Here is a 16,566-nt window from a genome sequence, read left to right on the forward strand (position 1 = left end):
CTGGTAAAGCCCGTTCCTCCCCCCACACCCCAACCCGATCACCCCCCTTTCCCCCCTCTTACCCTTCCCCTCTCCCCCGTTTAAAAAAACACCTGCTAAAAAATTCATGCCGCTACCCTGTTTTGCCCCACCAGCGGTGGCGCGGTTGTCATGCCCTGGCCTGCTCGCGAATACCGCTCGACGTACAGCCGCAGGCGCGTGTTAGCCGCTTTGCGGCCTGCGTTCTCCTGCCGGTAGGAAACCTCCTCGGCGTCAAACGCTGTGCGGTAAGCCTCCTCGTAGGCGTGCGAAATCTTCCCGCGCTGCGCGGGCGGTAACTTACCGAGCTGGTCTTGAATCCATGCGGCATCCTCGCGGCAATACACCGCAGGCATGGCGGTTCGAACAAACGATGCAGGCTGCATACGCTTACCCTCCGGTTGTGAAATACAGCAGTTCCTACGGCATAGGGGCGCGCCACTTCGCTGTGTGGATTGGGGCTACTTCCTCCGGGCAGAACACGCTATAGAGCAACAGGATGTGCTCCTGGAATGTCGCCATCAGGCGGTAGGTATTGGCGTCCAGCGCTTTACGCTCAGCGGCGTCTATCTCGCCGTCTTCGGTAAATTTGCGGACAAGTTCGGAGTGCTTGCCGATGTACTCAATCGCTTCCATCAGCTTGGCGTTGATGTCGTCTCGATCGACGTCTTCAACTTCGGGCAGACGCACGTTCACGCTACGAGACTGGCGGGATACAGCGTCGGCAAAGTGGGTATTGCCACCAGCCCGCTGTAAAACCATGAACCAGCCGATCGGGAAAATTTGGTTGCTGTTTGGGCGAAGACGGTTAAACAGCGCGTCTTCCGTAACCCCCAGCCACTGCGCAGCCTCAGCATAGCCACCAGGAAGGCCAGCGATAATTTTGCGGGCGGCACTTACCACCCATTCAGGCTGTTTTTCTGCCTGCCATTCCGGCGCTTTTTGCTGTGACACAGTTGTACTCCTCGGGCTGTGGTTACTTTTAAATCATCGCTGTTGGATAATGCTTATCTCTGCTACTAAAGGCGTGTTAAGAGGCTTTTTTATGACTGGGAAAAGTACGAATCTCTTCCCCTTTAACGCTTCCATCTTGTTGAATGGTCACAAAAATATTACGACCACTACGAATGGCTTTGCTGATTGCACACTGGATTACTCCAAAGTCGCTGGCAGTTTTGGCCTGGCCATGAATCTTGGCGTAATCGGCTAATGTTATCCGACTCATAGGTACGCTCTGTTTAGTTATCACGCCAAAAGAATACTTTGGGTATTTATCGGTGTCAATATTACAGGTATTTTTAATTTTAATAGTGACGGTATTAGAATGGCTGTTATGGAATTCAAAAAGAGCCTGACGACAGAACAGCTTGAAGATGCCGCGCGTCTCAAAGCTTTGTATGAGTCGAAAAAGAAATCACTGGGCGTCACGCAGTACACAATCGCAGACGAATTGGGGATTACACAAGGTGCTGTTGGTCATTACCTTAACGGGAGAAATGCACTGAACCTCTCTGTAGCGGCTGCATTTGCAAAGATACTCCAGGTGTCGATTGCCGATTTCAGTCCTTCTATCGGGAATGAGGCCCAAAAGATGCTTTCGCGTGAGCCCTCAAACATTAAATACATAGGGCCTTACAACAAAAGCAGGGAGTATCCGCTGATCAGTTGGGTTCAAGCTGGCGCTTGGGCTGAGGCAATAGAGCCGTATACTCTCGATGAGGTCGATGAATGGTACGAATCCGATGTAAAGATTTTTGGTAAGGCTTTCTGGCTCAGAGTTGAAGGTGATTCGATGACTGCACCTACTGGAGTCAGCGTTCCTGAGGGAACTTTGGTTTTGGTTGATACCGGTCGTGATGCAATAAATGGCAGCTTAGTAATCGCCAAGATGGTCGATGCAAATGAAGCTACTTTCAAAAAACTCATCATCGACGGCGGACAGAAGTATCTTAAGGGTCTAAACCCTGCCTGGCCGATGAAAGAAATCAACGGTAACTGCAAAATTATCGGTGTCGCGGTCCAAACAATGATGCGATTAGTATAAGGCTGGTTAAAAAAACAGCAAAGCCACACTGAAAAACACTTTTTACTTGCATTCCGTGCCTTGCAACAAATTTTTACTTGTCGACAGGCCGGGCGGATCCTATAGTAGTGTCAGAATAATGATTATGTCTCGTTGCGTGAGTAACGGGATTTTTTTGCACCTGAAAAACGGTTTTCCTTGTGCAAGGATAGTGGATGACTACGACAGTTTACGACAGGGTGAATCGGTTGATTGCAACTGACTCGCGCTGGTCCAGAAATCTTGACGAGTTCGGCTATTTAGGACACGTCGCATATGTTGATGACTCTGGTTTTGGCAAAATGGCTACCCGTGACGATCATGTTTTAACGTTAGCTGGAAATGGCCTACTCATACAACATTGGAAAGAGTGGTGGGCTGGAGATCTTGGTGTGCCCAGACCTCCGATTTTGATTAACGGTGAAGAGGCTATTAGCCTACATATCGTAAAAATATCCACTAATTCAATAATTTTTGAAATCGGCGAAAAACTTGCCGCGCAAAACGTAGACGATGATGGCAACAAGATCATCAACGCTGTTTTTGCAGGTTCAGGTGCAATTCATGCCGGTGGTGTATGGTTAAAAACAGGTTGTGCGCGGACAGCAATTGAAGCTGCTAAAGTTGGTGACATCTGTACCGGCGGAAACGTTAGGTACGTTGACTTTAATAGCGGACAACAAGACATCGAGAGTGAAAAACATCTTATATCCGATGTTGCCGAAGCTCTCTTGCAAAAGGGGATGATCATGGATACTAACAACCCATTAAGCCAACCAGTACCGATCACTGAGCAAGAAGTTGCTCATATTCGCCAGCTTATCGCGAACGGTGGCATTACTCCTTGTGCACCTACTGGTGGCAAGGCCGTTGTTTGGGACACTAAATCCATCGCACGCCTTGATGCAGCTATCGACAGCATCAGGAAAGATGAATCGAAGAAGTAACAATTTTTGGTTTATAAAAAAAACCGGCTAACTGCCGGTTTTTTTATGCACGCAGCATAACGCCCTTCGAAAGTAGCTTTATACTATCCCTCAATCCCACCTTCACCTCCCTCCCCAAACCGCTATCTTCATAAAAAATAAATACCTAAGAGATTCATTTGGATAGGATGATATCATCAAAAATAAATACTTTGAGTATTTACAAAAATAAATACCTTGAGTACTCTTAGCCCATCAGCACCGGAACGCCACCAGCAAAACACCGCCGCAAACGTTACGGGAACGGCAGGAAGCCAACAGGCAACACGCCAAGGGGTGAGCGATGCAATCACTCCCCGGCCCCGAGAGGGATCGACCGGTAACGTTCTTTAGGGAAGAAGTGGATTTACCCTGCCGTCGAAAGCATCCGGCGGACAGGCATAAAACCACTACAGCAGAGGGTTCAATATGGAAAAGCGAGAGCCAGTTATTATCGTCACTGATTATACGAACGACGAACTGCATGCCTGGATGCAGAAAAAAATATCTGCCATGCGCCAACTGGAAGCATTACAGGCAGAAAAAGCCTCAATGGAGCTGAGGCTTGCTGAGATCACCGAAGAAATAAGGGTTATCGGCCTTCAGAGTTGTATAGAAGTTTGTCGGCAAAACTCGGGTCCCATTCTGCATCCAGCAGATCAGGAAACACCACAAGGTCATGATTCAGCGAAATAGCGGTAAGCATACGGGAGGCTTCAGCGGGTAACGATTCAATTTTAAGCTCATCATGCAACGCAAGCACTGCATCGGAAAGCGTTAACGAACGTATCTCGCTTAAAGGCCACTTGTACTTCATCAGTAGCTTGTGATGTAGCGCCGCGACGCCTTTCAGATCGTTATATCGGGTTCCAAAATCGACCCGATGCTGGGCAAGAACGGCATCAAGGGCGCATAGCTGAACAGCACGGTTGTAAACACAAGATAGACCAACAGTATCAACGAAGCCGGTCGTTTTTATATTCCGAATTTCAGCGACGTGTTCTTTCGTCCTTTCAAATAGGTGTGCGAATCCTTTAAGCATAATTATTCCCTTCTTGGCTGTGTGAGAACTCCCAAGATACCACTGCCGCCTGAGGTGGTGAAGTGACCAGGCACACATTAAAAAGCCCCGGCTGCAGACGCCAATCTTTGCCGGGGCATGACCAGTAGAACGGAGATTCAACATGATCAACCACAATGCTAACACAATCGTTGTAGACGGTATGCGCGTTGTCCCATCCGTGCAGGCCGTTCGCCTCACCTTCGTTGCTCGTCTGCGCAAAATCCTCTGCCAGAAAGGCCACCCGCTCTAAATATTTGCCGTGTGTAGTCTTTAGCGGCCGCCGAGCTTCAACCAACCCAAAGGAGGATGAAGATAATGTTCGTAGGCGAGCCGCCCTTTTTCATAGAGAGAAGAATTCAGGCATCCATTTAACCGTGGAGGGCGTCACCCGGCCCGAGTTCTTCTCTCTGTGATAACAATTAATAGATTAAGAGGTGTTTATGGCAACTTTAAGTCAGCGCTATTCTGCGAAGGAAAAAATTGGCTCAGATATCACTACCCGCAAAACGTTTTTAGTCCCCCTCAATGAAATTTATGCTGAAGATGGCTATAACGTTCGCGAATTAAATCAGGCGCACGTTGAAGAGTTTAGGGATGCGTTTATTGCGGGGGAATATATACCACCGCTGGCAGTTGAAGTGACTGAGCAAGGCGTGAAGGTTATCGATGGTCACCACCGCTTCCACGGTGCGCTGTTGGCAAGTGAAGCCGGGCATGAGGTGGCGCGTCTTGAGTGTAAGGATTTCGTGGGTACTGAGGCCGATAAAATCGCCTTCATGGTCACCAGTTCGCAAGGTCTGGCACTTACCCCTATCGAGCGCGGCGCGGCCTACCAACGGCTGGTAAATCAAGGGTGGACTAACGCAGAGATCGCAAAAAAAGTTAAGCGTTCTGAGTCCGATATCCTCCAGCACCTGCAATTGCAGGAATGCAGCCCTTACATCAAGAGCCTGGTGCGTGCGGGTTCCATTAACTATGCCCTGGCTATTCAAATTAACCGCGAGCATGGCGTATATGCCGACCGTGAAGCCGCGCGCTTAATGAAAAAGGCCGAAGAGTCCGGCAAGAAAAAAATCACTAAGAGCGTCGCCCAGCCACAATTCAATGCTACCCGCGCCCGCCGACTCTGTGAACTGCTCTATGATGCTGCGCCAATGGTTCGTGAAGAGGGTGACGTCCTACTGCTCCTTCCTGGAACCCGAGAAGAAATCAACACCATTCTCAACGAATACCGCCAGCAACATCCCCAGGTTGCGAGTGGTGAAGATCAATGAGCATCAACCTGAATAATGCGCCTTTGTGGATTACTGCGAAGGCGCTGGAAAAATTAAAACAGTTCCGCGCCGGTCGATTATTCCCCAAGAGAACCTATGGCAAAAAATACCTGACCTTTCGTGTAAATAAACGCTGGCGCTTACTTTCAAAAAACGACGGCCATAATTGGCAGTTGCTTACCCATAATGATTACAACTGCGTGATCGATAAATAGGGGGAGGTAGTGATACCAGCAAATGAACTGAAGCCGTGTCCTTTCTGCGGTGTGCACGGACATGGAAACGTGCAGTTGCAGCACCGCTCCAGCCTTCTCGGATGGCAAGTCCTCTGCTTATCGTGCGGATCCCGTGGCCCGATTGGCGACCATGACGATGCTATAGAACGTTGGAATCACCGCATCGGTGCAAGCACTAACGTGGTGGAGAGCAGTTAATCAAAACCACACTATGATAAATTAAAAATGTCGTGCTATCGTATACGCTTCACTGTTTTATGTGAGGTCCTTATGACATGTCGAGTATGTGAAAAACAGCCAAGAGCGCGGCGTCAACCGCCTTTAGATTGTATGAGATACATCCCTGAAGAACAGGGAGAATACATAAGCCTGCATGGTCGTGGCACTAAGGAAAGTTACTATGTTTGTACTGAGTGCGGGCATAAATGGTTACATGAAACAGGCAACTATGGCATGGGGTGGCAACCTTAAGACTGGCTATCACGATGTTATCAAGCTGTTCCTTAACCCAGTATTTCACCCAACGTAGGAAAAAAAGTGATGGCGAAAGTTATTTTTAACGATACCGGCATTGAGGAAGAACATGAGATTGACTTTGAGGTTCGTGCGGGACAAGCAATAACGCTTATTCGTGATGGTGTGAGTAAAAAATACATTGTCGATATTGTCTCTGGGCCTATTTATGAAAGCACATGTCATCCCACCCTTATTAGAGTCAGAGAAACGTAAAGTTCACTCATGATTATACGACCGCCTACGGGCGGTTTTTTATTACCTGGAGAATAGTTGATGAACCACCTAATGCTTGACCTGGAAACACTGGGTACGAAGCCCAGCGCCCCTATCTTGACTATCGGCGCTGTGCTTTTTGATCCGCGCACCGGTGAGCTTGGCGAGCAGTTCTACACCGCCGTAGACCTGCAAAGCGTCATGGCCGGTAAGGCGACTCCTGACGCCGATACGATTATTTGGTGGATGAAGCAAAGCAGCGAAGCCCGCGCAGCTATCTGCGTTGACGGTGCGCCGTCGTTGCTGTCTGCGTTGTATGACCTGAATAAGTTTATCCGTGCCAATGTCTCCAATCCTCGTAGCCTGCGCGTATGGGGGAACGGCGCTGTATTCGATAACGTGATCCTGCGTGAGTCTTACCAGCGTGAATGCGTTCCGTTGCCGTGGGAGTGGTACAACGACAGGGACGTGCGCACTATCGTTGAGCTTGGCCGCGTGGTTGGCTTTGATCCTAAGCGTGACATGCCGTTTGACGGCGAGCGCCACAACGCCTTAGCCGATGCTATCCACCAGGCGAAGTATGTTTCCGCAATTTATCAGCGCCTGTTTGCAGGCCACCAGCAAGATTAAATAGAAGGGATATTCTATGAATAAAAAAACCGAAGCTGCAGAGCAGCTAGATTTGCTAACCCCCCAAGAGGTATGCAAAATACTAGGAGGGATAACTCAGAAGACATTGAGAGAATGGAATATCAATCACCGATACAAAAAAACACTATCCCCCATCCGATTTACTCATAAAGTTGTGCGTTACGAGCGAAAAAATATAATTGAGTTTATTAATAAATGCAAGGAGAAATATTAATAAACTACAACACAGGGGGACCAGAAATTAAATCAACCATTTTTTCAATCTTATTTTCCCCCAATTCCAAGTGATTAATAATCGTAGATGAAAGAAGTGCTACATTAATTACATCCATATCTTCTAATATTAACTGTTTTTCATGAAAGTTATCATTACCATTATCATTTAGTTTGCACTTAAGGATTCTTAACTGCTCAATGGTAATATCACCCCCATACTCATCAGTAATGTTGTATTCTCTTGCTCTATCCTTAAGATTATATGTAAATATTTTATATGCGCGTCTTAATGAATCTATCATCCTCCCCTTAAACAAGGTTTGCAACTCATCATTATCACAAGTCATATTATATATATCAACAATATTTGCCACCCTTGAAAACCATTGATTAACAGGTGCATGACTATACTTCACATCGTTAAATACACCAGATAATGCAAAAACTCTCAACAAACTCAATTCTTTTGTGAGCCTATCTGCTTCATCAATTTTCTCTCTAAGCCTTACGGAATTACCCGCAATAGTGAACTCGACTATAGAAGGCAATAGTTTAATTATTAAAGTGATGATTGCAATGACAACAATAAAGCTTACAAATTCAGCCCCAGAAAACTTATCGCAAACTAGAAGAATCAGAGACAGACATCCCAAAATGAAAGGGAAGAAAATATATATATAGTCATGCTTTAAGCTTCTTTTATTTTTATCATCCATCTTAATGCCTTTTTAATTTTTTTCTAATTAAAGACACCTGCGCTAACACCTGCACTTCATGAGACTCAAATGCTACACGCTTCAATGCCATTTCTTCATTCATTATTTCGTCAGAAAAATCATAAAACTCACCCATTGGATCAGAGCTTTTATCCGAATGATGCATGCAAAGTTGGCTTACATCTTTCGCATCTGAACGAGAGTACCCTTTGGACCGCATCTGGGCAATAATATTGCTCTTGAGGAATTTACGGCACATTGTATTAAATGCACCTTCCTTTCCCTTCACTGTGCCATCGTGTCTAACCCCCTTCACGGCGTTCTCTGGGCTGTATGTTTTGATAAGCTTGTCCAGAGAACGTTTGGCGAATGGCTTCGCTGGATCACGCGGCTGAAGGAATACATAATCCTTATTGCTCCTTTCGACAGAATCCCTCCATTTCTTCTGTTCTTCCAGAATTTGTCTGATGCCAGGCGTGATCGGGAGGCGGAATTCCTTCTGCGTTTTCATCGCCCCTCTCATACCAATCACCCCTGCAGGGTAGACAATCTCACCAACAGTTTCGTTTATAAAACTCCATCGTAAATTACTAACGTTGATCGGGCGCACCCCCGTTAGGATCATGTACCTCATGGCGTTTTTTTGATGTACCGAGCTGGCGGCGGCTATATTCAACCATAGACCAGCAATCGACTCAATATCAGTATACAGACGGGTTGGCGTCGGTTTCTGGACTCGGGACGAGATATAATCACTTGGTAGGCTTGCGGCAACATTACGACCATTGCAGTAACGCGGCGCGCCGAACTTCCATAGCCGTCGCAGTTCTGCTGATAGCTCCAACGCCTGATTATTGGATTTGGTTTCTATCCAGAGGTCGAAAACTTCAAGCAGGCGGTTATACGTTACATCGCTGAAAACCTCACGTTCACCGAACGCGGCGGCTATTTGTTTCGTTCGTGTGCAGTATGTTTTAAAGCTTTCCTCCCCCAGCTTTTTACGCTGAACCTTAGCGTATAAGTCCTCTTCATACTCTCTGATTGCCTGTTGTACCGACTCAGCTTTCAAACCATTATCGGCGATGTCCTTAGCTTTCTCCCTGGCGATCTGAATAGCCATTTCTGGCCACTCCCCAAGTTTTTTACCCTTAAGCCCCATCTTCTTTGGAAACTCAGCGTAGAACGTAACCTTTCCTGCTTTGCTAAAATCTATGCGCAGGTAGTTGTCTTTTTCGTACTTCGATCGCCGAGGTTGGCCGAGGTGCGCCAAAATGATTTTGGCGGCAGCAACACAGATTCTCATGTGTGAACTTGCATAAGGTGGCTTGCAGTCTTCCCAACGCGCAGATGCGGCCAAGAACCCATCATTTTTGGGGATATCCTGCATCTGTGTTACAGTGCGCGGCATTGATATTTCCTTGTATCAGAGGCCACCAGCACTAAGCTCACACATGAGGTTAAATCTGGGGGCTAAAAAAGGCATGTGTTGCCATTCTGTGTTGCTGAACATGGTTTTTCAATGTTTCAAACACTGTATAAATATACACATAGTGTGGAATCGTGCGCAATAACTAAAGCCTACAAATGCATGATTTAAATAGATTAAACTCGTAAGTAATTGATATGGCATTATTAATAACAAAGCGGTGTATCAACTGCGACATGTGCGAGCCGGAATGCCCGAACCAGGCAATTTCGATGGGCGATGAAATTTATCAGATAGATACCGACCGCTGCACCGAGTGCGTCGGCCATTACGATACGCCGACCTGTCAGCAGGTCTGCCCGATCGACAACACCATCATTACCGATCCGCAGCACCGCGAGAGCAACGAACAGCTGTGGGACAAGTTCGTGGTGTTGCACCACGCCGATCGCATTTAATCGCCGCAGGACTGACAAGGGCGCCATAGGCGCCCTTTCTCTTTTCAGCTTTCGACGATCACCGTCGCGCAGGCATAACGCCGCTCGTCGGCCAGCGAAACGTGGATCGCGGTGACCCCCATCTCCCCCGCCAGCTCGGCGGCGCGGCCGTGCAAACGAATATTCGGCTTGCCCAGCGCATCGTTGAACACTTCGAATTGATTGAACGCCAGGCCGTTGCGAATGCCGGTACCGAACGCCTTGGCAGCGGCCTCTTTCACGGCGAAACGTTTGGCCAGAAAGCGAATCGGCTGCTGGTGCTGCTGATACAGCGCCCACTCGGCGTCGCTCAGCACGCGGCGCGCCAGACGATCGCCGCTGCGCTCCACCACCGCTTCGATACGCGCCATCTCGACGATGTCGGTACCCAGCCCGAGCACCGCCATTACCGGCGCGCTTCCCGCATCAGCACTTTCATGTCGGCAACCGCGGCCGGCAGCCCGCTCATCACCGCCTGGCCGATAATCGCATGGCCGATGTTCAGCTCGTGCATTTCCGGCAGCGCGGCGATCGGCTGCACGTTGTGATAGGTCAGGCCGTGGCCGGCGTTGACCTTCAGCCCCTTCTCGGCCGCGTAGGCGGCGGCGACCGCGATGCGGCGCAGCTCGGCCTGTACCGCCAGCTCGCCCTGCGCTTCGGCGTAGGCACCGGTGTGGATTTCGATATACGGGGCGCCCACCGCCACCGCCGCGTCGATTTGGCGATGATCGGGATCGATGAACAGCGAGACCAAAATGCCCGCCTGCGCCAGGCGCTCAACCGCCACGCTCATTTTGTCCAGCTGACCGGCGACGTCCAGGCCGCCTTCGGTGGTCACTTCTTCGCGTTTTTCCGGCACCAGGCAGCAGAAATGCGGCTTCAGCTCAATGGCGATATCCAGCATCTCGTCGGTCACCGCCATCTCCAGATTCATGCGCGTCTGGATGGTCTGGCGCAGCAAGCGCACGTCGCGGTCGGTGATGTGGCGGCGGTCTTCGCGCAGATGCACGGTAATGCCGTCGGCCCCCGCCTGTTCGGCAATGAATGCCGCCTGAACCGGATCCGGGTATTGGGTTCCGCGCGCGTTACGTAACGTGGCGATGTGATCGATATTGACGCCCAGCAGCAAATCAGCCATGACAACCTCTAAATACGATTTTCAGTGTCAGCAGTTTACACGCGGGCGCAGGGCGGCAAAAGGGGAAAAGGTCAGGCGTCGTCGACCGGCGTATTCGGCTGTTTGCGCACAAACTGGCGGAACAGTTCGCGGCTCTTCAACGGTTTGCCGCCGAGGTAGGGTTTCAGCGCCATGCGGGTGAAACGCTTGGCGGCGCGCAGCGTTTCGGCATCGGGAAACTGACGCTCCGCCAGCGCGCGCAGTTCGCGCCCGGTGAAGCTGTAGTGATCCACCACCAGGCTGGCGATAAAGCCCTTCTCTTCGCGGTAGCGGTAGGTCATGGCATCATCCACCGGCAGGCCGCTGCCGGCGCAGTGCAGGAAATCGAGGCCGTAACCCAGGTGGTGCAACAAGGCCAGCTCGAACTGACGCAGCGCCTGTTCCGGCGAACTGTCTTCCGCCGCCAGCGCCTGCAGGCATTGCAGGTAGTCGAAGAACAGCACCGAGTAGTTGGTTTCCTGCTCCAGCACGCGCGCCAGCAGCTCGTTCACATACAGGCCGCTGTAGAGCATCATGCCGCTGAGGGGTAAACCAAGGGAGACCGCTTCGGCGTTGCGCAGCGTTTTCACTTCGCCACGCCCGCCCCAGCGCACTAACAGGGGGGTAAAGGGCTGCAGGCAACCCTTCAGATTGGAGCGGCGGCTGCGCGCGCCTTTCGCCAGCAAGCGCACCCGCCCATGACCTTCGGTAAACAGATCCAGCATCAGACTGGTTTCACTGTACGGCCGCCCATGCAGGACGAAAGCGCGCTCCCAGCCGTCCACGGGTCGTTACTTCAGATCGTCAACATAGCCCAGGCTGCGCAGCGCACGTTCGTCGTCCGCCCAACCGGATTTCACTTTCACCCACAGCTCCAGATGCACTTTGGCGTCGAACATCTTTTCCATGTCCTGGCGCGCTTCGATGCCGATGGTTTTGATCTTGGCGCCTTTATTGCCGATGACCATTTTCTTCTGGCCTTCGCGCTCGACCAGGATCAGGCCGTGCACATCGTAACCGCCGCGATCGTTGGCCACGAACTGTTCGATTTCTACCGTCACCGAATAGGGCAGCTCTTCGCCCAGGAAACGCATCAGCTTCTCACGGATGATCTCGGACGCCATAAAGCGCTGGGAGCGATCGGTGATGTAGTCTTCCGGGAAGTGGTGTTCCGCTTCCGGCAGCAGCTTGCGCACGATGCCGGCGATGGTGTCGACGTTCATCCCTTTCTCGGCGGAGATAGGCACCACGTCGAGGAAATTCATCTGCTGGCTGAGGAAGGCGATGTGCGGCAACAGCTTGGATTTGTCAGTGACGTTATCGACCTTGTTGATCGCCAGCAATACCGGGCAGCGCAGGCTGCGCAGCTTGTTGACCACCATTTCGTCGTCGGCGGTCCAGTTGGTGCCTTCGACCACGAAAATCACCAGTTCGACGTCGCCGATCGAGCTGCTGGCCGCGCGGTTCATCAAACGGTTGATGGCGCGTTTTTCTTCGATGTGCAGCCCAGGGGTATCGACGTAGATCGCCTGATAGGCGCCATCGGTGTCGATGCCCATGATGCGGTGACGGGTCGTCTGCGGCTTACGCGACGTAATGGAAACCTTCTGCCCCAGCAGTTGGTTCAGCAACGTCGATTTGCCCACGTTCGGGCGGCCGACGATGGCGATAAAACCGCAGTGTTGTTTTACTTCACTCATTCAAGCTCCAGCTTTTTCAGCGCTTGTTCCGCTGCCGCCTGCTCGGCTTTACGGCGGCTTGAGCCGGTGCCCACCACGGGCTCGCTCAAACCACTCACCTGGCAGTGGATGGTAAACTCTTGGTCGTGCGCTTCACCGCGAACCTGCACCACCAAATAAGAAGGCAACGGCAGATGACGCCCCTGCAAAAATTCCTGCAAACGGGTTTTCGGGTCTTTCTGCTTATCACCGGGGCTGATTTCGTCCAACCGGCTGCGATACCAGTCCAAAATCAGGCGCTCGACGGTCTGGATGTCGCTGTCCAGGAACACGCCGCCGATCAATGCCTCCACCGTATCCGCCAGGATTGACTCGCGGCGGAACCCACCACTTTTCAATTCGCCCGGCCCAAGCCGCAGACATTCGCCCAGGTCAAACTCGCGTGCCATCTCCGCCAGCGTATTGCCGCGCACCAGCGTGGCGCGCATGCGGCTCATGTCGCCCTCGTCTACGCGAGGAAAGCGATGATAGAGCGCATTGGCGATGACAAAGCTCAGAATCGAGTCACCCAGAAACTCAAGACGTTCATTGTGTTTACTGCTGGCGCTGCGGTGAGTCAAAGCCTGCAGTAAAAGCTCCTGCTGTTGAAAAGTGTAGCCCAGCTTCCGCTGCAGCCTGTTTATTACGATGGGGTTCATGAGTTACCAATAGATCAAGAATGCGTCAAAAACTTGCAGCATACGGAACAGGCCTGCTTCGCCGAAAGCCGATCCAAAGCTGTTTCGTTTGCAGTGGCTCCCAGCAGGGGCCAACTTTTTATCGCTCGAGAAAGTATTCTACAACGAGTGGAAACATAATGCTGTGTTTATATCCCCTTAATCTTTCACGCCGCAGCAGGCTGCGGCGTGAAATTAACAGGGAATCAGTCAGCGATTAATGAATACCGCCGATCCGGCTGAAACGCACGCCGGTAGGCCACTCACCTTCCTGTTTTTCAAAGCTCATCCAGATGGCCGTGGCTTTACCCACCAGATTCTTCTCCGGCACAAAGCCCCAGTAACGGCTGTCCGCGCTGTTATCGCGGTTGTCGCCCATCATGAAGTAATGCCCGGCCGGCACCACCCACTCCGCCAGCGGTTTACCCGGCTGTTGGTAGTAAGCGCCCACCCGATCCTGCGCGTCCGGCACGGTCAGGATGCGATGCGTGACGTTGCCGAGGCTTTCCTGGCGCTCACGCATGCGAATGCCGCCCGACGGCACGTTATCGTTCAGCGGGATCTGATAGAAGCCGTTGCTGGCCTCGCCCATGCCGCTGCGGCTGAACAGCTGCACGAAGTCGCTCGGCTGCGCATCGGCGTAGGTCACGGCCAGCGCGGTATCGCAGGACTGCCCGCTGTTGCAGGACGGCTGCACCGTGACGCGCTTATTCACCGGATCGTAAGTAATACGGTCGCCCGGCAGGCCAATCACGCGCTTGATATAATCCAGCTTCGGATCCAGCGGATATTTAAATACCGCAATATCGCCACGCTTCGGATGGCCGGTTTCAATGAGCGTAGTCTGGGTAATCGGATCTTTAATGCCGTAGGCATATTTCTCCACCAGAATGAAATCGCCAATCAACAGCGTCGGCATCATTGATCCGGACGGGATCTGGAACGGTTCGTAAATAAACGAGCGCACCACAAAGACCAGCAGCAACACCGGGAAGACCGATGCCCCGGTCTCTACCCAGCCTGGCTGCTTCGCCACTTTCGCCAGCGTTTTATCGTCTACTGCGCCCGCGGTCTGCTCGTTGACCGCCGCAATCTTCGCGCGGCGGGCCGGCGCCCATTTAAAGCGCTCGAAGCACCAGATGATCCCAGTGACCAGGGTGGCCAACGCCAGGATCAGGGCAAACATATTCGCCATGCAAACTCCCTCGTTTCGCGAACTCGTCGCGGTTACTTGCCGTCTTTACCGACGTGCAGAATGGCCAGGAACGCTTCCTGCGGCAGCTCGACGTTGCCGACCTGCTTCATGCGCTTCTTACCGTCTTTCTGTTTCTGCAGCAGCTTTTTCTTACGGCTGACGTCACCGCCGTAGCATTTCGCCAGCACGTTTTTACGCAGCTGCTTCACGGTGGAGCGCGCGATGATGTGCGTGCCGATCGCCGCCTGAATCGCAATGTCGAACTGCTGACGCGGGATCAACTCTTTCATCTTCTCCACCAGTTCACGGCCGCGGTACTGCGAGTTGTCGCGGTGGGTGATCAGCGCCAGCGCATCCACGCGCTCGTTGTTGATCAGCACGTCCACGCGCACCATGTCGGAGGCCTGGAAACGCTTGAAGTTGTAATCCAGCGACGCATAACCGCGCGACGTGGACTTCAGGCGGTCGAAGAAGTCGAGCACCACTTCCGCCATCGGGATTTCATAGGTCAACGCCACTTGGTTGCCGTGGTAAACCATGTTGGTCTGCACGCCGCGTTTCTCAACGCACAGGGTGATGACGTTGCCCAGGTATTCCTGCGGCATCAGCATGTGACATTCGGCGATCGGCTCGCGCAGTTCCTGGATGTTGTTCAGCGGCGGCAGCTTGGACGGGCTGTCGACGTAGATCACTTCTTTGCCGGTGGTTTCCACTTCGTAGACTACCGTCGGCGCGGTGGTGATCAGATCCAGATCGTATTCACGCTCCAGTCGTTCCTGAATGATCTCCATGTGCAGCAGACCGAGGAAGCCGCAGCGGAAGCCGAAGCCCAACGCGGTGGAGCTTTCCGGCTCGTAGAACAGGGACGCGTCGTTAAGGCTCAGCTTGCCCAGCGCATCACGGAAAGATTCATAGTCGTCGGAGCTGATTGGGAACAGACCGGCGTACACCTGCGGCTTCACTTTCTTGAAGCCCGGCAGCGCTTTATCCGCCGGCTGACGCGCCTGCGTCAGGGTATCGCCCACCGGCGCGCCGAGGATGTCTTTGATCGCACAGACCAGCCAGCCCACTTCGCCGCAGTTCAGCACGTCGCGATCGACCTGCTTCGGCGTGAAGATACCCAAACGATCGGCGTTATACACCTGGCCGGTGCTCATGACCTTGATCTTGTCGCCCTTGCGCAGCGTGCCGTTCTTGACGCGCACCAGAGACACGACGCCCAGGTAGTTATCGAACCAGGAGTCGATGATCAACGCCTGCAGCGGCGCATCCGGATCGCCCTGCGGCGCAGGAATGTCGCGCACCAGACGCTCCAGTACCTCAGGCACACCGACGCCGGTTTTGGCCGAGCAGCGCACCGCATCGGTAGCGTCGATGCCGACGATGTCTTCAATTTCCTGCGCGGCGCGATCCGGATCGGCGGCCGGCAGGTCGATTTTGTTCAACACCGGCACCACTTCCAGATCCATTTCGATCGCGGTGTAGCAGTTGGCCAGCGTCTGGGCTTCTACGCCCTGACCGGCGTCCACCACCAGCAGCGCGCCTTCGCAGGCCGCCAGCGAGCGGGAGACTTCATAGGAGAAGTCAACGTGGCCAGGGGTGTCGATAAAGTTAAGCTGATAGGTCTGCCCATCCAGCGCTTTATAATCCAGCGTTACGCTCTGCGCCTTGATGGTGATGCCGCGCTCGCGCTCCAGATCCATGGAATCGAGCACCTGCGCAGCCATTTCACGGTCGGACAAGCCACCGCAGATTTGGATAATGCGGTCAGACAGCGTCGACTTACCGTGGTCAATATGGGCAATAATGGAGAAATTTCGTATATGCTTCATTATAAAAGTTTTTCTGCCTTGGTATTTCTGAATTACTCGCCTATAGAAACCCGCATGGACCTAAAGCGACAGTGAATGGGTGAGGCCGTCTTGCACCTGAATCGCTGCATTCTACATGCCACACCACTGAAAACCTAGCGATCGGTGCAGTGAAGG

22 protein-coding genes are annotated in these 16,566 nt (G+C 52.1%); 9 read left to right on the forward strand and 13 right to left on the reverse strand.

What is annotated here, in order from left to right:
• Positions 1-104: 104 nt before the first annotated feature.
• The 3 genes from FOT55_RS24690 to FOT55_RS24700 all read right to left on the reverse strand — a co-directional run bounded on the left by FOT55_RS24690 (position 105) and on the right by FOT55_RS24700 (position 1,243).
• The gene (locus FOT55_RS24690) at positions 105-404 is read right to left on the reverse strand and encodes a hypothetical protein (RefSeq protein WP_147824168.1); all 300 of its coding nucleotides are present in this window, start codon (positions 402-404) and stop codon (positions 105-107) included.
• Between the two features lie 34 nt (positions 405-438).
• Positions 439-972: a YmfL family putative regulatory protein gene (locus FOT55_RS24695; protein WP_147824169.1), complete on the reverse strand. Its 534-nt coding sequence runs from the start codon at positions 970-972 to the stop codon at positions 439-441.
• Positions 973-1,048: 76 nt separating this feature from the next.
• Entirely contained in the window at positions 1,049-1,243 is a 195-nt protein-coding gene (locus FOT55_RS24700) for a Cro/CI family transcriptional regulator (RefSeq protein ID WP_147824170.1), read from the reverse strand.
• Between the two features lie 108 nt (positions 1,244-1,351).
• Between FOT55_RS24700 and FOT55_RS24705 the strand changes: the two genes are divergently transcribed.
• Positions 1,352-2,062, forward strand: coding sequence for a LexA family protein (locus tag FOT55_RS24705; RefSeq protein ID WP_147824240.1), 711 nt, complete (start codon positions 1,352-1,354; stop codon positions 2,060-2,062).
• Positions 2,063-2,256: 194 nt separating this feature from the next.
• Positions 2,257-3,027, forward strand: a complete 771-nt coding sequence (locus FOT55_RS24710) for a hypothetical protein (RefSeq protein WP_147824171.1) — start codon at positions 2,257-2,259, stop codon at positions 3,025-3,027.
• 610 nt (positions 3,028-3,637) lie between these two features.
• On the opposite strand, the gene FOT55_RS24715 is transcribed toward FOT55_RS24710, so the two are convergent.
• Positions 3,638-4,087: an ECs1072 family phage-associated protein gene (locus FOT55_RS24715; RefSeq protein WP_187181967.1), complete on the reverse strand. Its 450-nt coding sequence runs from the start codon at positions 4,085-4,087 to the stop codon at positions 3,638-3,640.
• A 461-nt stretch (positions 4,088-4,548) separates the two neighbouring features.
• Between FOT55_RS24715 and FOT55_RS24720 the strand changes: the two genes are divergently transcribed.
• The 6 genes from FOT55_RS24720 (at position 4,549) to FOT55_RS24750 (ending at position 7,212) form a co-directional block, all read left to right on the forward strand.
• On the forward strand, positions 4,549-5,382 hold the full coding sequence (locus FOT55_RS24720) for a ParB/RepB/Spo0J family partition protein (protein WP_147824173.1): 834 nt from the start codon (positions 4,549-4,551) through the stop codon (positions 5,380-5,382).
• Positions 5,379-5,597 (forward strand): ParE family toxin-like protein, encoded by a 219-nt coding sequence (locus tag FOT55_RS24725; RefSeq protein ID WP_147824174.1) that lies wholly within the window; start codon positions 5,379-5,381, stop codon positions 5,595-5,597. The genes FOT55_RS24720 and FOT55_RS24725 overlap by 4 nt, the downstream gene beginning before the upstream one ends.
• 9 nt (positions 5,598-5,606) lie before the next feature.
• Positions 5,607-5,816 (forward strand): Lar family restriction alleviation protein, encoded by a 210-nt coding sequence (locus tag FOT55_RS25745; protein WP_072270177.1) that lies wholly within the window; start codon positions 5,607-5,609, stop codon positions 5,814-5,816.
• 342 nt (positions 5,817-6,158) lie between these two features.
• On the forward strand, positions 6,159-6,347 hold the full coding sequence (locus FOT55_RS24740; RefSeq protein ID WP_147824175.1) for a hypothetical protein: 189 nt from the start codon (positions 6,159-6,161) through the stop codon (positions 6,345-6,347).
• Between the two features lie 60 nt (positions 6,348-6,407).
• Entirely contained in the window at positions 6,408-6,977 is a 570-nt protein-coding gene (locus FOT55_RS24745; protein ID WP_147824176.1) for a 3'-5' exonuclease, read from the forward strand.
• Between the two features lie 16 nt (positions 6,978-6,993).
• Complete coding sequence (locus tag FOT55_RS24750; protein WP_147824177.1) at positions 6,994-7,212, forward strand: helix-turn-helix domain-containing protein; 219 nt, start codon at positions 6,994-6,996, stop codon at positions 7,210-7,212.
• Between the two features lie 4 nt (positions 7,213-7,216).
• Here the strand turns inward: FOT55_RS24750 and FOT55_RS24755 are convergent, their stop codons facing one another.
• Both FOT55_RS24755 and FOT55_RS24760 read right to left on the reverse strand, forming a co-directional pair.
• Positions 7,217-7,930 (reverse strand): hypothetical protein, encoded by a 714-nt coding sequence (locus tag FOT55_RS24755; protein ID WP_147824178.1) that lies wholly within the window; start codon positions 7,928-7,930, stop codon positions 7,217-7,219.
• A 1-nt stretch (position 7,931) separates the two neighbouring features.
• Complete coding sequence (locus FOT55_RS24760) at positions 7,932-9,338, reverse strand: tyrosine-type recombinase/integrase (protein WP_147824179.1); 1,407 nt, start codon at positions 9,336-9,338, stop codon at positions 7,932-7,934.
• A gap of 215 nt (positions 9,339-9,553) precedes the next feature.
• On the opposite strand from FOT55_RS24760, the gene FOT55_RS24765 reads away from it, so the two are divergent.
• Positions 9,554-9,814 (forward strand): YfhL family 4Fe-4S dicluster ferredoxin, encoded by a 261-nt coding sequence (locus tag FOT55_RS24765; RefSeq protein ID WP_043138299.1) that lies wholly within the window; start codon positions 9,554-9,556, stop codon positions 9,812-9,814.
• A gap of 44 nt (positions 9,815-9,858) precedes the next feature.
• Here FOT55_RS24765 and acpS read toward each other — a convergent pair whose 3' ends face one another.
• From acpS to lepA, 7 genes are all read right to left on the reverse strand, one after another.
• Positions 9,859-10,239, reverse strand: coding sequence for a holo-ACP synthase (gene acpS, locus FOT55_RS24770; protein ID WP_004929169.1), 381 nt, complete (start codon positions 10,237-10,239; stop codon positions 9,859-9,861).
• Positions 10,239-10,970, reverse strand: a complete 732-nt coding sequence (gene pdxJ, locus FOT55_RS24775) for a pyridoxine 5'-phosphate synthase (RefSeq protein ID WP_025303943.1) — start codon at positions 10,968-10,970, stop codon at positions 10,239-10,241. Before pdxJ ends, acpS begins: the two co-directional genes overlap by 1 nt.
• Before the next feature lie 71 nt (positions 10,971-11,041).
• Positions 11,042-11,773, reverse strand: a complete 732-nt coding sequence (gene recO / locus FOT55_RS24780) for a DNA repair protein RecO (protein ID WP_004929165.1) — start codon at positions 11,771-11,773, stop codon at positions 11,042-11,044.
• 6 nt (positions 11,774-11,779) lie between these two features.
• The gene (era, locus tag FOT55_RS24785; protein ID WP_025303944.1) at positions 11,780-12,688 is read right to left on the reverse strand and encodes a GTPase Era; all 909 of its coding nucleotides are present in this window, start codon (positions 12,686-12,688) and stop codon (positions 11,780-11,782) included.
• Entirely contained in the window at positions 12,685-13,365 is a 681-nt protein-coding gene (rnc, locus tag FOT55_RS24790; protein ID WP_004929158.1) for a ribonuclease III, read from the reverse strand. Before rnc ends, era begins: the two co-directional genes overlap by 4 nt.
• A 235-nt stretch (positions 13,366-13,600) precedes the next feature.
• Entirely contained in the window at positions 13,601-14,578 is a 978-nt protein-coding gene (gene lepB, locus FOT55_RS24795) for a signal peptidase I (RefSeq protein WP_015378805.1), read from the reverse strand.
• A gap of 32 nt (positions 14,579-14,610) precedes the next feature.
• On the reverse strand, positions 14,611-16,410 hold the full coding sequence (gene lepA / locus FOT55_RS24800) for a translation elongation factor 4 (protein ID WP_025303945.1): 1,800 nt from the start codon (positions 16,408-16,410) through the stop codon (positions 14,611-14,613).
• Positions 16,411-16,566: the final 156 nt, after the last annotated feature.

It is taken from the genome of Serratia bockelmannii (genome assembly GCF_008011855.1).
Taxonomy (GTDB): Bacteria; Pseudomonadota; Gammaproteobacteria; order Enterobacterales; family Enterobacteriaceae; genus Serratia; species Serratia bockelmannii.